We start from the raw sequence: 13395 nt of genomic DNA on the forward strand, positions 1-13395 counted from the left end.
ATGGAGACGTGCACATCGGTTCCGTATCGGTCCGTGGTCGGTGAAACGCGGCGACGGCTGGCGGGTATCAGCTCATGAACCCGATGAACAGGAGAAACGTGATGACCGGACTCCAGCCGTTCTATCGGCAAGTGCAGGCCCACTACGACCTCTCCGACGAGTTCTACGCGCTGTTCCTCGACCCCACCATGACCTACAGCTGCGCCTACTTCGAGCGACCGGACATGACGCTCGAGCAAGCGCAGCGCGCGAAGATCGATCTGGCGCTCGGCAAGCTCGACCTGTGGCCGGGGATGACCCTGCTGGACGTCGGATGCGGGTGGGGCTCGACCATGCTGCGTGCCGCCACCGCCTACGGTGCGCAGGTCGTGGGGCTGACGCTCAGCCGCAACCAGTACGAGTACGTCGCGGACAAGATCGAACGCGAGCGCGTCGCGGGCGCGCAGGTGCGGTTGCAGGGCTGGGAGGAATACGACGGCGAAGTCGATCGCATCGTCAGTATCGGTGCCTTCGAGCACTTCCGGCGTTCCCGCTACGAGACATTCTTCGAACGATGTCACCGGATGCTGCCGCCGGACGGCAGGATGCTACTGCACACGATTGTCGCGTACACGCTGAAAGACCTGCGGCGCATGGGCATTCCCGTGACCCGGGAAGACGCGCTGTTCCACATCTTCATCAAGCGGGAGATCTTCCCCGGCGGACAGCTGCCGCACCCCGCCGAGGTGACGCGCCTGGCCGGCCGCGCGGGGCTGGGCACGGAGAAGATCCAGGAGCTGCGGCCGCACTACGCGCACACCCTCGACTGCTGGGCCGAGGCGTTGCGGGCGCACCGGGACCGGGCCATCGCCCTCGCGTCCGAAGATGTCTATCAGCGGTACCTGAAGTATCTGACCGGGTGTGCGCGGCAATTCCGCGACGGCCGCATCGACGTCATGCAGTTCACGTTGGTCAAGTGAGCGTCGGCCGGGTCAGCTCAGCCGTGCCACCAGGGTGTCGGGCAGGTGGGGGAGCGCGAGATCGATCAGCCGCCAAGGCCACCCGGGCACACACGCTCGTCGTTGCTCCTTCTCGATGGCGGCCACCATCGATGCGACGCCTTTGTCCAGGGGCGCAACCATCCGCGCGTCACCCGCCTTGGCCGCCATGTCGGTGGCGATGAAACCCGGCAACAGCGTGGTCACGGCGATCGGCGACCGCGCCAATTCGGTGGCCAGTGCGGCGCCGAGCGCGGCGAGGCCCGCCTTGCTCGCCGAGTAGGCCGCCTTCTTGCCGGGAAGCCCGCGCACCGCGCTCATGGATGCGACGAGCACCAGGTGGCCGGCCCGCTGCGCGCGGAAGATCTCCAGCGCCGCCTCCGTCTGCGCCAGCGCGCTGACGAAGTTCGTCGTCGCCGTCGCGAGGTTCGCGTCGGCCCGTCCGCTGCCGATCGGCGCTCCCTTGCCGATACCGGCGTTGACGATCACGCGATCCAGGCCGCCGAGTTCGTCGCGCAGCTCGCCGAAGACGATCGGCACCGCGGCGTGGTCGTCCACGTCGAGGGCGCGTACCGCGACGGTGACTTCGGGGTGCGCGGCCACCAGCTCGTCGCGCAGCGCTGTGAGTGCGTCCAGCCTGCGGGCGCACAGCGCGAGATCGCGGCCCTTACCCGCGAAGTCGCGCGCCATGGCGGCCCCCAGGCCCGCGCTCGCGCCGGTGATCAGAATCCTCTTCCGCGTCATGCGGCTGACCCTAGCCTTTGTTGAACACGAGTCAATACGCCGCCCGGCGGGATGCGCCGCTCGGTCAGCCGCCGAACGAGCCGGTCGGCGGCGGTGTCGGCAGCAACCGCCACGGCCCGCAGTTCTCGGTCTTGAACCCCACGTCGGTCGGCTTGATCTGCACCCGTACCGGACCGAGCCGCGTGTAGTTGTTCGCGAGGATGTACTGCATGTTCGTGTTGTCGCCCTCTACTTTCCACAGCCTGCGCCAATCGCACGCGTAGGCCGGGTCGGGGGTGCCGGGCGCCTCCCAGATTCCGGGCACGATGTCGACGCCGACCAAGTAGACGCCGTCGTGCGTCATGGTGTTCGCGGGCTCGGCCGCCGCCGTCCCCGCGGCGAGCAGAGTCACCGCGCAGCTCATGGCTCCCGCGAAGAGGAGTGCGCTTGCACGCATACCGGTTCTCCTTGACTTGTACTACCGCCGCGTCCACGGTCGTCGTGCTCCCCGCGGCCGTGGCCGACCCGGGAGATCCCCGCATCTCCGCGGCAAGGAATACCAGAACCGACCGAGCGGTGTGCCCGGAATCCCGTAATCCGGGCGGAATGTCGTCTCGGACCTCGCCCGGTCGCGGTGCGGCGGGGCGATGGTGCGAACGGGGCGAGTCCCGTCACGCTTCGCCGACGGGTCGGCCGACGATCTCCCGGGGTGCAGTTACCCGCTGCCCACCTCCGCCCTATCGCGCGGGATGACCGAGCAGATCGAGCGTGACCATGACGCTCAGCAAGTCGCCGACAGTTTCCGCGTGCCGTTCGGTGTGGCGCCGAGCCGGATGCATTACGCTCTGCTACCTCTGCGCAAACTTACCGAGCGAGCCGGACGGCCGGGCGTCGCGCATGCTGTAACACTTCGATCACGCAACTTGCTTTGCTGATACACGCGTTGCCAGAGTTGACTACTGGGTTTGGTGTTACAAGTGGGAAGGGAGGGGTGCTCCGTTCCGGAGCGCCGACCGCACTATGAAGCCAAGCATCATCAAGGCAGGGATCTGTACCGCCGTCACAGCCGCGGTAACGGTGACGCTGTCCGGGTTGCTCCCGGTCACCGCACAGGCGGCTCCGTCGGCGCTGGATATGTCGCAAAAGCTCGCGGGCAAGACCGTTTTCCTCGACCCGGGACATCAGGGGTCGAACCATTCCCAAGATTTGGCAAGACAGGTCAGCGATGGCCGCGGCGGCACCAAGGACTGCCAGACCACCGGCATGACCACGATGAACGGCGTTCCCGAGCACACCATCACCTGGAACGTCGCCCAGGTGGTCAAGACGTCGCTGGAGACGCTCGGCGCGCACGTCGTGCTGAGTCGCCAGGACGACATGAACTGGGGCGGCTGCGTCGACGACCGGGCCCGCGCGGCGAGCCAGTCCGGCGCGGACGTCGCCGTGAGCATCCACGCCGACAGCGCGCCCGCGCAGGATCGCGGGTTCCACCTGATCATTCCGGAGCTGCCGATCCCGAATCCGATCGTCGATCAGGCCCAGTCGGGAGCGGGCCTCGCCGCGTCGAAGTCGGTGCGCGACGCGTACCGCGACGCGGGCTTCCCGCCCGCCAACTACGGCGGTGTTGTGGACGGTCTGCAGACCCGCAGAGACATCGCCGGGCCCGCGCTGACCACCGTTCCGCTCGTCTTCCTCGAGATGGGCAACGGCGCCAATCCCGAGGACGCGGCGCTGCTGGAAACACCCGACGGGCAGCTCAAGCACGCCATCGCGCTGACCACCGGAGTGGTCGGTTACCTGCTCGGCGCACCGCAGCCGGGTATCGCACCGGATCAGCAGGCAAGCCAGACCACTCCGCAGGGCACGTCGCTCGACCGTCCCGCGGTGGCGCCGGGAACGCCGCAGGGCCAGACGGATCCGGGTACTCCCCAAGCACAGACGAACCCGGTGGTGCCGCAGGCGCAGACGATTCCGGCGGTGCCGCAGAGTTCGACGACTCCCGGTGTGCCGCAGAGTCCGGCGGCCCCCGCGGTGCCGCAGGCGCAGTCCGTTCCCAGCACCTCGACGCCGAAGCCCGCGCCCGGCACCGCGACACCGCAGTCATCGGGCACGCCCGCGGCGCCGAATGCGCCGGGCACCTCCGGAACCCAGTCGCCGGGCACGCCGAACGCGCAGCAGTCACCCGGGACCGCCGGGGGCAACGCTTCGATCATGGAGTTGCTGATGCCGTTGGCGAAGATGCTCGGCCTGGACGACAACGCGATCACCACGGAGCTGATCAACCTCGGCTTCAGCCTGGCGGGCATGCTGCTGGGCTCCTCGAAATAGTCCGCACACCGAACCCGCCGGACGCCATCCTCACCACCTCGAGGGTGGCGTCCGGTCTTTCCCGCGGCGCACTAGGGTGAGCGGAATGGCTGACCGGATTCCTGTTGTGCTCGTCGCCGGGTTTCTCGGTTCCGGAAAGACCACGCTGCTCAATCACTTGCTGCGGGACAACCGGGGAACGCGGATCGGGGTGGTGGTCAACGACTTCGGGGCGATCAACATCGATTCGATGCTGGTCGCCGGGCAGGTGGACGCCATGGTCTCGCTCGGCAACGGGTGCGTGTGCTGCGCGGTCGACGTCACCGAGCTGGACGAGCTGTTCACCCGGCTCACACAGCCGAAGGCCGGAATCGACGTGATCGTCGTGGAAGCCAGCGGCTTGGCCGAGCCGCGCAGCCTCATCCGGATGGTGGTCGGCAGCGACAATCCCCGCCTGCGCTACGGCGGCCTGGTCGAGGTGGTCGACGCCGAAGAGTTCCCGCGCAGCAGTACCCGCCACCCGGAGCTGCGCACGCATCTGCGGCTGGCCGATCTGGTCGTGGTCAACAAGGCCGACCGGATCGCGCCCGAGCAACTCGCACGGCTGCGCGAGGACATCGCGGCGCTGGTCGGTTCGGTGCCGGTGTACGCGACCACCTACGGCCGGATCGATCCCGGGCTGCTGTTCGACCAACCGCACCGCACCCGCCCGATGGTGGCCGAGCAGCTGAGCTTCGACGAACTGCTCGTCGAGCACGACCACGACGATCACGCCGGGCACCGTCATCTGCACGACGACTACGCCAGCGTCTCGTTCACCAGTGAACGAGCGCTGGACCCGCGCAAGTTGATCGGCTTCCTGGAGGACCCACCGCCGGGATTGTTCCGGGCCAAAGGGTTCGCCGCCTTCGGGGTGGCCGACGAACGCAGGAAGTTCGTCCTGCACATGGTCGGCCGCCACATCGTCTTCGAGCCGGGCGGCTGGTCGCGCGGCGAAGCACGGGGCGCGCAGCTGGTGCTCATCGGGGCAGGCCTGCGCACCGATACGGCCCTGGCGCGGCTGCACGACACCGTGCACGACGACGCCGAACCACTCGACGCGCAGAGCATGCTCGGCGTGTGGCGCTATGCACCGCACTGAACGCGCCAGATTGGCGCGTTTGTTCGCGACATGTCGCGTTCGGTGCTGGTGACAGAGCAGTCTTTTCATGAGACTGAATGCGTGTCCGCCGGTCCGCGGGCACTGGGAGCGTACTGCCGCCCGCGGCGCCGCTCGGCAGCCCATCCGTGACCGACCGAATCGTTCTGCGACCGATGGGAGTTTCCCGTGTCAGATTCCATGGAGAGCGCCACCGCGTACGTCATCGAGGCGCTGGAGGCCAAGGGCACCGCCACCCGCGAGGACTTCGACGTTCCCGCGATCGTCGCCGAGACCCACGCCATCGCCAACAGTTGGGATTTCCGTGCGATCGAGGACGCGACGTTCTGGTCGATCGCCGCGCGTTTCATCAGGCCGTGAACGTCCGCTCCACCCACTCGGCGCGATACGCGCGGGTGGCCAGCGACCACCGCCGGGCCGCTCGCCGCATCGATCCCGGGTCGGAGTAGCCGAGAATCTCGGCCTGGCGCGACGGGCTCAACGGGCCGGTGGCCGTCGCGGCGATCAGCCGCGCGCCGCGTGCCCGATCCAGTTCCGCGCGCCACGTGGTGCCCGCCTCTCGCAACCGCCGCTGAAGCGTGCGAGGGCTGGTGGCCAGCCTGCGCGCCACCCGCTCGAGGGACGCGTCGCCCTCGTCCAGACAGTCCGCCAGCGCGGCCGCGACACGCTCCGGCCAGGCGGTGGCCAGCGGCGGCGGTGGCGGAAGGGCCGCGGCCAACGGCCGCAGGATGCCGGCCAGGACGGGATCACTGGTGGTCAGCGGCAGATCCATATCCGAGGCGCGAAAGGTCATGGCGTCCACCGACGCGTCGAACTCGATCGCGGTGGTGCCGAATACCTCGACGAAGGTGTCGGTCTTGGCGGGTGCGCGCTGGCGCAGCGAGACCCGCAACGGGGCCAGCGGTTCGCGCACTACGCGCCGCGCGCGGCTGAGCACCGCGCACAGGCCCCACAGCTGAGTGAGATCCCGGCCCCGGCCTTCCCCGTCGATCATGTCGAGATACAGGGTGACTTCGTCGTCGTTCTCCGCGACCAGGTCGAACCGATGGTTGGTGGTCACCGCCGTGACGTACGGCCCGCAGGTCGCCAATCCGGCGCCCAGCGTCGGGGCCGAGGAGAACAGGTAGTCGTAGAGACCCAGGCAGGTGAGTTCGTAGCGGCTCGCCACGTTCAGGGCGACGTCCGGATCGCCGAGTTCGTGCTCACCGATCTCCCACAGCCGGGAGAACGTCTGGCTGGGCAGGTGCACGTCGTCGCCCGCCATGGTCCACTCCGGCAACCCGGATTCCCGGAGCAGCCGGTCGCGGTCGACGCCGGCCGCGGTGAGCTGCGAGATGACGAACCGGTGGAGCAAGACCTGGTCGGTTCCCACGCCGACACGCTATCCCGGTCGTGTTGATTCGTCATGATATTCATGTCACGGTCAGGTCACCCGCAGGCGTTCACCCATTCGGACAGGCCGTCGGCGAACAACTGGCGTTTCCAGATCGGGACTTCGTGCTTGATCCGATCCACCAGTTCCGAGCACGCCGCGAACGCCGCGCCCCGATGCGCCGCCGCCACCGCGACGACGATCGCGCGGTCACCGATGCCGAGCGAGCCGACGCGATGCACGGCCGCGACCGGCAAACCGTGTGCGGCGGCCAGTTCCGCGCAGACGGTGCGCAGGAAGCGTTCCGCCTGCGGGTGCGCGGAGTATTCCAGGGCCGAAACGGCCTGCCCGCCATCATGGTCGCGGACCTTCCCGGTGAACACCACGACCGCGCCGTAGCGCGGTCCGCGGACCGCCTCCTCGACCTCCGCTGGGTCGAGCGGCTGGTCGCTGATCCGGGCGAGCCGGACCGTGGCCTCAGCCGTTGTCATGACTTCCACCTCCGGCGACTTGTGCGAGCAGATGATCCAGCAGCGGTTCCAGCACCGCGATGCCGTCGCGGACGCCCCCCGGCGATCCCGGCAGATTCACCACCACCGAGCGCCCGGCCAGCCCCGCCACGCCGCGACTCAGCGCCGCCAGCGGGAATTTCGCCGTGCCGCGCTGCCGGATCGCCTCCGCCACACCGGGGAGTTCGCGGTCGAGCAAGGCGAGAGTGGCCTCCGGGGTCCCGTCGGTAGGGGATGCGCCGGTCCCGCCGGTGCTGATGACGAGCGCCGGTTCGAAGCGCAACGCGTCGGCCAGGCCGAATTCGATCTCGGCGTCGGCGTAGATCAGCGGGCCCCGCACCGAGAAGCCGAGTCCGGCCAGCCAGTCCGCGAGCACCGGACCGGTGGTGTCCTCGCGGGTCCCCGCCGCCACACCGGTCGACGCGACCAGCACCACGGCCGACCGCGGTTCCTCGTCGAGTTCCGGCTCGGCGTACTCCGAGATGTCCGGCTCGGTATCCGCGTCCTCGGGGGACAGGTCTTCGTCGGCGGAAGGCGGGATGGGGCCTTCGTCGGCCGGGCGCTCCCAATGTCCGCGTTTGCCGCCTTCTTTGGTGAGCAGCCGCACGTCGGTGAGCGTCGCCGCGGGGTCGACCGCCTTCACCATGTCGTGCAGGGTGAGCCCGGCGACCGCGACCGCGGTGAGCGCCTCCATCTCCACACCCGTGGGACCCTTGGTCTTCGCGGTGGCCTCGATCGTGATGGCGGTGTCGGTGAAACCGAACTCCACTCGCACCGACGACAGCGCCAGCTGATGGCACAGCGGGATCAGTTCGGAGGTCTTCTTCGCCCCCGAGATGCCCGCGATGCGTGCGGTGGACAGCACATCCGCCTTCGGCAGGTCGTCGGCCCGCACCAGCGCGACCACCTCGGCCGTGGTGCGCAACTCGCCTGCCGCGACGGCGATCCGGGTGGTGTCGCTCTTCGCGCTCACATCCACCATGCGGGCGCGGCCTTCCTGGTCGACATGGGACAACTCGCTCATAAGGACCACACTCGCACAAGCGCTCCGGCGGGCAGCGCGGTGACCTCGGCGGGCACGTCGATCAGCACCTCGGCCCACGCCATGGCCGCCACGAGATGCGACCCGGGACCGGACACCACCTCGACCGCCCGGGGCTGCCGGTGCGCGGGAGATTCCCCCGGAAGGGCGCGGACGAGTCTGCCGCGCAGGAATTGCCGTTTCCCCTCCGGCGAGCGCGGCACGGCGTCGGCCAGCGGAAGCTCGTAGGTGTCCACCTCGGGCAGACCGGCGAGACGCCGCAGGATCGGGCGGGCGAACACCTCGAACGACACCATCGTGCTGACCGGATTGCCGGGGAAGCTGAGCACCGGCACCCCGTCGACCACGGTCAGTCCCTGCGGGCCGCCCGGTTGCATCGCGACCGAGCCGAACCGCCCGCCCATCGGCTCCAGCACGTCCTTGACCACCTCGAAGTCGCCCTTGGACACGCCGCCGGAGGTGAACACCACATCGGCGTTCTCGGTCGCCGCCGACAGCAGCGCGCGGAAGCGCGCCGGATCGTCGGTGCTGTGCGCCACCGAGACGACGTCGACGCCGTTCGCCGCGAGCGCCGCGGCGAGGGCGACGCCGTTGGAGTTGTAGATCTGCCCCGGACGCAGCGGCTTTCCGGCCGCGACCAGCTCGTCGCCGGTGGTGATCACCGCGGCGCGTACCGACCGGAAGACCGCCACCGCGGGCAGGCCGACGGCGGCGAGGGCGGCGACATGCCGGGGGGCGAGCATGGTTCCCGCCCGCACGAGCAGATCCCCGGTCCGGACGTCCGTCCCCGGTTCCCGCACGAATTCGCCTGCGCTGCGCCCGCGTTCGATGGTCACCGTGCCGTCGCCCACGTGGGTGTCCTCCACCGGCACGACGCAGTCCGCGCCGGGCGGGATCGGCGCACCTGTCATCACCTTCATCGCAGCGCCCCTCGGCAGCGGCGTGCGGCCCGCCGCGCCCGCCGCGACCACGCCGGTCAAGGGCAGGGTGACCGGGGCGACCAGCACCGATTCGGCGCGCACCGCGTAGCCGTCCATCGCGGAGTTCCGGAACACCGGCAGCTCGATCGGCGAGCGGACGTCCTCGGCCGACTGCCTGCCCAGCGCCCGCGGCACCGGGACGGACTCGACCGTGCGCGCGGCCAGTGGCCGCAGCAGCTGTTCGATGCTGTCGCGGTAGTCGTCGACGGGCCTGGCCGAGACGCCGGCGGGCCGAGGGTTCATGCGAGTCAGCCTAATGGGTGCGGTCGGACGTAGTCCGTCCTCAGCCTGCGCATGGCCGGAGCGAAGGCGGAGGTACGCCTAACGCCCGATCCGGGCGGTTTTCCGCCTCCGTCGCCGCGCGCCGGTCCGTGCGCAGGTCGCCGGCGTCGTGCTCGTCCCCGGCGCGGGCCGCACCGCTGATTCGCGGACGCGGTGAGCCCGAGGTGGGCATTCCGCCCGCAGCCGAATCGGGACAGGCGGTCATAATGGACGTGTGACTCTGGTCGAGATCGGGATTCCCGCGGTGCGTTCCGGGCGTCCCTCGCTCGCCGGCCGTCCCGACACCCCCTACTTGCTGGATCGTTTCGGACGCGTCGCCCGCGACCTACGCGTATCCATCACCGAGAAGTGTTCGCTGCGCTGTACCTATTGCATGCCGGAGGAGGGGCTGCCGGAGATTCCCCGGCACGAGCTGCTCACGGTGGACGAGATCGTGCGTCTGGTCCGCCTCGCGGTGCGCGAGCTGGGGGTGCGTGAGGTCCGCTTCACCGGGGGCGAGCCGCTGATGCGTCGCGAGCTGGAACAGATCATCGCGGGCTGTCACGCCGAGGTGCCGCACATCCCGCTGGCCATGACGACCAACGGCATCGGGCTCGAGCACCGCGCGTTCGGCCTCGCCGCCGCGGGACTGCACCGGGTGAACGTGTCGCTGGACACCGTGGACCGGGCCGGTTTCGCGCGGCTGACGCGCCGCGACCGCCTCGAATCGGTGTTCGCGGGTGTTCGCGCCGCTCGTGCCGCCGGACTGGCGCCGATCAAGGTCAACGCCGTCTTGATGCGCGAAACCCTCTCCGGTGCAGCGGATCTCCTGCGCTGGTGCTTGGACGAGGGTTGCGAACTGCGTTTCATCGAGGAGATGCCGCTCGATGCCGACCACGAGTGGGCCCGCGCCAACATGGTTACCGCCGCCGAGTTGCTCGATGTGCTCGGCGCCCGGTTCGGGCTCGCCGAGGCAGGCCGCGCCGATCCGTCGGCCCCCGCGGAGAAGTGGCTGGTCGACGGCGGCCCCGGCACCGTGGGCATCATCGCCACCGTGACCCGCAAGTTCTGCGACACCTGCGACCGCACCCGCCTCACCGCGGACGGCATGCTGCGCTCCTGCCTGTTCAGCGACCAGGAATTCGACCTGCGCCAGGTGCTGCGCTCCGGTGCGAGCGACGACGAGGTCGCGACCATCTGGCGCGGCGCGATGTGGAACAAATGGGCAGGTCACGGCATCGATGCCGAGGGCTTCGTCCCCCCGGAGCGGACGATGGGAGCCATCGGTGGTTGAGATCCGCTATTTCGCCGCGATCGCCGACGCCGTCGGCAAGGACAGCGAAACCCTCGACTTCCCGGCCGGAGCGACGGTGGCCGACCTTCGCGCCGCCCTGTCCGCGGCCTACGGCCCGGACCTGGACAAGATGCTGTCGGTGTGCGCCTATCTGATCGGTGATGAACTCACCCGTGATCCCGCCGCCGCGTTGAGTCCGCGCGTCGACGTCCTGCCCCCCTTCGCCGGGGGATAGCCCGGCGACGCGTTCGCACCGGCGGGCACGCCGCAGCAGCCGATGGCTTCACAAGCGGCGGTTCCCGGCGCGCCGTCTCGCGCCGGGTGAGTCGGCCCAGGTGCTCAGCGCCACCAGGTGTCCAGCGGAGTCACCGGGACGGTGCGCTTGTGCCGGGTGTCGCGGAAGATGCCTTCCAGCCGCTCGGCGACCTCGGGGGTCACCTCCTTGCCTTCCAGGTAGTCATCGATCTCGCTGTAGCGCAGACCGAGCGCCTCCTCGTCGGGCAGGGCGGGTCGGTCGTCCTCCAGGTCGGCGGTGGGCACCTTGGACCAGATACTGGCGGGTGCGCCGAGCTCCTGGAGCAGGGCGGCGCCCTGGCGCTTGGTGAGACCGGTGAGCGGGGTCAGGTCGACACCGCCGTCGCCGTACTTGGTGAAGAATCCGGTGACCGCCTCGGCCGCGTGGTCGGTGCCGATCACGAGCAGGTTCTCCTGCCCGGCCAACGCGTACTGGAGCACCATGCGTTCGCGCGCTTTGATGTTGCCGCGCACGAAGTCCCGCAGCTGGTCCACCTGCAACGCGGATGCCGCCTCCGCGGCCGCGGCGCTCGCGCTCGGCCGGATGTTCACCACGACCTGCCGGTCGGGCCGGACGAAGGCCAGCGCCGTGAGCGCGTCGGCCTCGTCGGCCTGCACACCGTGGGGCAGCCGGACGGCGAGGAAGGTCGCGTCCACGCCGTCGGCGCGCAGTTCCTCGACCGCGAGCTGGCACAGCCTGCCCGCGAGAGCGCTGTCCTGTCCACCGCTGATGCCTAGAACGAAACCACGTGCGGGAGTGGCGTTCAGATAATCCTTGAGGAAATCGACTCGGCGCCGGATCTCTTTCTTCGGTTCGATCGTGGGCTGGACGCCCAATTCACTGATGATCTGTTCGCGCAGGTTCCCCATGGCGCCCGAGTGTACTGGCGATTCAGCGGGTGACAACGCGACGGACGACGTCCTCCCAGTTGTCGCCGATCTGCTCGCGGGTATAGCCGAGCACGTGCATCTGGTGCATGACCAGCGCCGCGCCCAGCATCGCCAGCAGCCAGTCGGCGACGAGCGGGACCTCGCCGGGCACGTCGGCCTGCCGCAACAGCATGGCGACGTGAGCGCGCAGCAATCCGTAGGGCGCACCGGAATACCGGTCACCCGCCTCGCCGAGTTCGGCCGCGCGGTGCAGTTCCCCTTCCACTTCGATGTCGAGGAGCCTGGCCCGCCCGAAGGCGACCAGTCGTTCCACCGGAGGTGCGCCCGGGCCGAGCGGCGGCGGGCCGAAGATGAACGACTCCTGGTACTTCTGTTCGGAGTGGTCCAGCAGGGCGAGCATCAGGCCGGATCTGCTGCCGAACCGGCGGAACACCGTGCCTTTGCCGACCCCGGCGCGTTTCGCCAGCGCGTCCATGGTGAGACTGTCCACGCCGTGCTCACGCACCAGCTGCTGCGCCGCGTCCAGCAGCAGCCGGCGATTGCGTGCGGCGTCGGCGCGCTCGGCGGGCTCCGAGGTGCCGGGCAGCGGGGCCCCGACGTCGAGCAGCCGACGGGAGCCGGCGGAGGTCGGGTGGGGTGTGGGGTAGTTCACAGCGCTCACGCAGGCTCCGCGGGAAGTAATCGGACCATGGTCCGGTTAGTGTGTGGTGAACGTACGGACACCATCTAATTCAGTACACCAGGAGTGCTCATGAGCCAGACCCGCATTCTCGCACTCGTCGGCAGCCTGCGCGCCGCCTCGGTCAATCGGCGGCTGGCCGAGGCTGCGGCCCACACCGCGCCGGAGGGCGTCGAGGTCACCCTCTACGACGGACTCGCCGACATCCCGTTCTACAACGAGGACATCGACGTCCCCGGCTCGGTTCCGGCGGCGGCCCAGGCGCTGCGCGACGCGGTCGCCGAGGCCGACGGCCTGTTGGTGGTCACTCCGGAGTACAACGGCACGCTGTCGGCGGTGCTGAAGAACGCGATCGACTGGGCCTCTCGCCCGTACGGCGCCGGTGCCATCAAGGGTAAGCCCACCGCTGTGGTGAGTGCGTCGATCAGCCCGAACGCGGCGCAGTGGGCGCACGGCGACGCCGTCAAGGCGCTCGGTGTGGCGGGCGCGCGAGTGGTCGAGTCCGCGCACCTGCACTTCGGTGTCATCGGCGAGCGCTTCGGCGCCACGCATCCGCGCGACGACGCCGAGGCGCTCACCCAGCTGGCCGGCACCGTGCGCGAACTGGTCGAGGCCACGCGGGGCGAATTCGCGTCGGTGTAAGCTCCATCTCCGGTCTCGGACGAGGGTCATCGCTGCGGGCGCAGCGGTGGCCCTCTTCGTTTGCCAGTGAGTTTGCTGAAAGTGTGCTGACGTGCTGAACAGTGATCTGCGCCACTGTTTGATCCGGGGGCGAATCGAGCGTCCTGGTACTTCTCTCGATGGAATTTCATCAATGTGACTCGCTACATGTCGTGTTGTAGGAATCTGTCGGCCACTAGGTGTAGTGTCTTCGCTACTGGAAGACGGTGAGAGGCCCCACCCGGTA

General features: G+C 69.4%; 15 protein-coding genes. 7 read left to right on the forward strand and 8 right to left on the reverse strand.

Features of this window, described 5'->3' with window-relative positions; translation table 11 throughout:
• Window positions 1-101: 101 nt before the first annotated feature.
• Entirely contained in the window at window positions 102-959 is an 858-nt protein-coding gene (locus tag ACGF7Y_RS01195; RefSeq protein WP_393228102.1) for a cyclopropane mycolic acid synthase family methyltransferase, read from the forward strand.
• Between the two features lie 12 nt (window positions 960-971).
• On the opposite strand, the gene ACGF7Y_RS01200 is transcribed toward ACGF7Y_RS01195, so the two are convergent.
• Both ACGF7Y_RS01200 and ACGF7Y_RS01205 read right to left on the reverse strand, forming a co-directional pair.
• Window positions 972-1721: an SDR family oxidoreductase gene (locus ACGF7Y_RS01200; protein ID WP_393228104.1), complete on the reverse strand. Its 750-nt coding sequence runs from the start codon at window positions 1719-1721 to the stop codon at window positions 972-974.
• 64 nt (window positions 1722-1785) lie between these two features.
• Complete coding sequence (locus ACGF7Y_RS01205; protein ID WP_393228106.1) at window positions 1786-2157, reverse strand: hypothetical protein; 372 nt, start codon at window positions 2155-2157, stop codon at window positions 1786-1788.
• 563 nt (window positions 2158-2720) lie between these two features.
• Here ACGF7Y_RS01205 and ACGF7Y_RS01210 point away from each other — a divergent pair.
• The 3 genes from ACGF7Y_RS01210 to ACGF7Y_RS01220 all read left to right on the forward strand — a co-directional run bounded on the left by ACGF7Y_RS01210 (window position 2721) and on the right by ACGF7Y_RS01220 (window position 5526).
• Window positions 2721-4028, forward strand: a complete 1308-nt coding sequence (locus tag ACGF7Y_RS01210) for an N-acetylmuramoyl-L-alanine amidase (protein WP_393228108.1) — start codon at window positions 2721-2723, stop codon at window positions 4026-4028.
• Window positions 4029-4113: 85 nt separating this feature from the next.
• Complete coding sequence (locus ACGF7Y_RS01215; RefSeq protein WP_393228110.1) at window positions 4114-5148, forward strand: CobW family GTP-binding protein; 1035 nt, start codon at window positions 4114-4116, stop codon at window positions 5146-5148.
• Between the two features lie 186 nt (window positions 5149-5334).
• Window positions 5335-5526: a hypothetical protein gene (locus tag ACGF7Y_RS01220; protein WP_040868744.1), complete on the forward strand. Its 192-nt coding sequence runs from the start codon at window positions 5335-5337 to the stop codon at window positions 5524-5526.
• Here the strand turns inward: ACGF7Y_RS01220 and ACGF7Y_RS01225 are convergent.
• From ACGF7Y_RS01225 to glp, 4 genes are read right to left on the reverse strand one after another with little or no spacing between them, the layout of a single operon-like run.
• A complete protein-coding gene (locus ACGF7Y_RS01225) occupies window positions 5516-6538 on the reverse strand; it encodes an AraC family transcriptional regulator ligand-binding domain-containing protein (RefSeq protein ID WP_393228112.1) in 1023 nt (340 codons plus the stop codon). The two genes, ACGF7Y_RS01220 and ACGF7Y_RS01225, sit on opposite strands and share 11 nt — an antisense overlap.
• A 56-nt stretch (window positions 6539-6594) precedes the next feature.
• A complete protein-coding gene (locus tag ACGF7Y_RS01230; RefSeq protein WP_393228114.1) occupies window positions 6595-7029 on the reverse strand; it encodes a molybdenum cofactor biosynthesis protein MoaE in 435 nt (144 codons plus the stop codon).
• Window positions 7016-8071 carry a bifunctional molybdenum cofactor biosynthesis protein MoaC/MoaB gene (gene moaCB / locus ACGF7Y_RS01235; RefSeq protein WP_393228116.1) on the reverse strand — a complete coding sequence of 352 codons (1056 nt, stop codon included), beginning with the start codon at window positions 8069-8071 and terminating at the stop codon, window positions 7016-7018. Before moaCB ends, ACGF7Y_RS01230 begins: the two co-directional genes overlap by 14 nt.
• Complete coding sequence (gene glp / locus ACGF7Y_RS01240) at window positions 8068-9312, reverse strand: gephyrin-like molybdotransferase Glp (RefSeq protein WP_393228118.1); 1245 nt, start codon at window positions 9310-9312, stop codon at window positions 8068-8070. The genes moaCB and glp overlap by 4 nt, the downstream gene beginning before the upstream one ends.
• Window positions 9313-9565: 253 nt before the next feature.
• Here glp and moaA point away from each other — a divergent pair, with 253 nt between their 5' ends.
• Together moaA and ACGF7Y_RS01250 are read left to right on the forward strand one after the other, a co-directional pair.
• Window positions 9566-10624, forward strand: a complete 1059-nt coding sequence (gene moaA, locus ACGF7Y_RS01245; protein WP_393228120.1) for a GTP 3',8-cyclase MoaA — start codon at window positions 9566-9568, stop codon at window positions 10622-10624.
• Complete coding sequence (locus tag ACGF7Y_RS01250) at window positions 10617-10859, forward strand: MoaD/ThiS family protein (protein ID WP_357802614.1); 243 nt, start codon at window positions 10617-10619, stop codon at window positions 10857-10859. The genes moaA and ACGF7Y_RS01250 overlap by 8 nt, the downstream gene beginning before the upstream one ends.
• A 104-nt stretch (window positions 10860-10963) precedes the next feature.
• Here the strand turns inward: ACGF7Y_RS01250 and nadE are convergent, their stop codons facing one another.
• Both nadE and ACGF7Y_RS01260 read right to left on the reverse strand, forming a co-directional pair.
• Entirely contained in the window at window positions 10964-11788 is an 825-nt protein-coding gene (nadE, locus tag ACGF7Y_RS01255) for an ammonia-dependent NAD(+) synthetase (protein ID WP_393228122.1), read from the reverse strand.
• Between the two features lie 22 nt (window positions 11789-11810).
• Complete coding sequence (locus ACGF7Y_RS01260) at window positions 11811-12416, reverse strand: TetR/AcrR family transcriptional regulator (RefSeq protein ID WP_062969540.1); 606 nt, start codon at window positions 12414-12416, stop codon at window positions 11811-11813.
• Between the two features lie 144 nt (window positions 12417-12560).
• Here ACGF7Y_RS01260 and ACGF7Y_RS01265 point away from each other — a divergent pair, with 144 nt between their 5' ends.
• Complete coding sequence (locus tag ACGF7Y_RS01265; RefSeq protein ID WP_393228124.1) at window positions 12561-13130, forward strand: NAD(P)H-dependent oxidoreductase; 570 nt, start codon at window positions 12561-12563, stop codon at window positions 13128-13130.
• Window positions 13131-13395 lie beyond the last annotated feature (265 nt).

The organism is Nocardia sp. NPDC047654 (assembly GCF_043205035.1).
In the GTDB taxonomy this organism is placed as follows: domain Bacteria; phylum Actinomycetota; class Actinomycetes; order Mycobacteriales; family Mycobacteriaceae; genus Nocardia.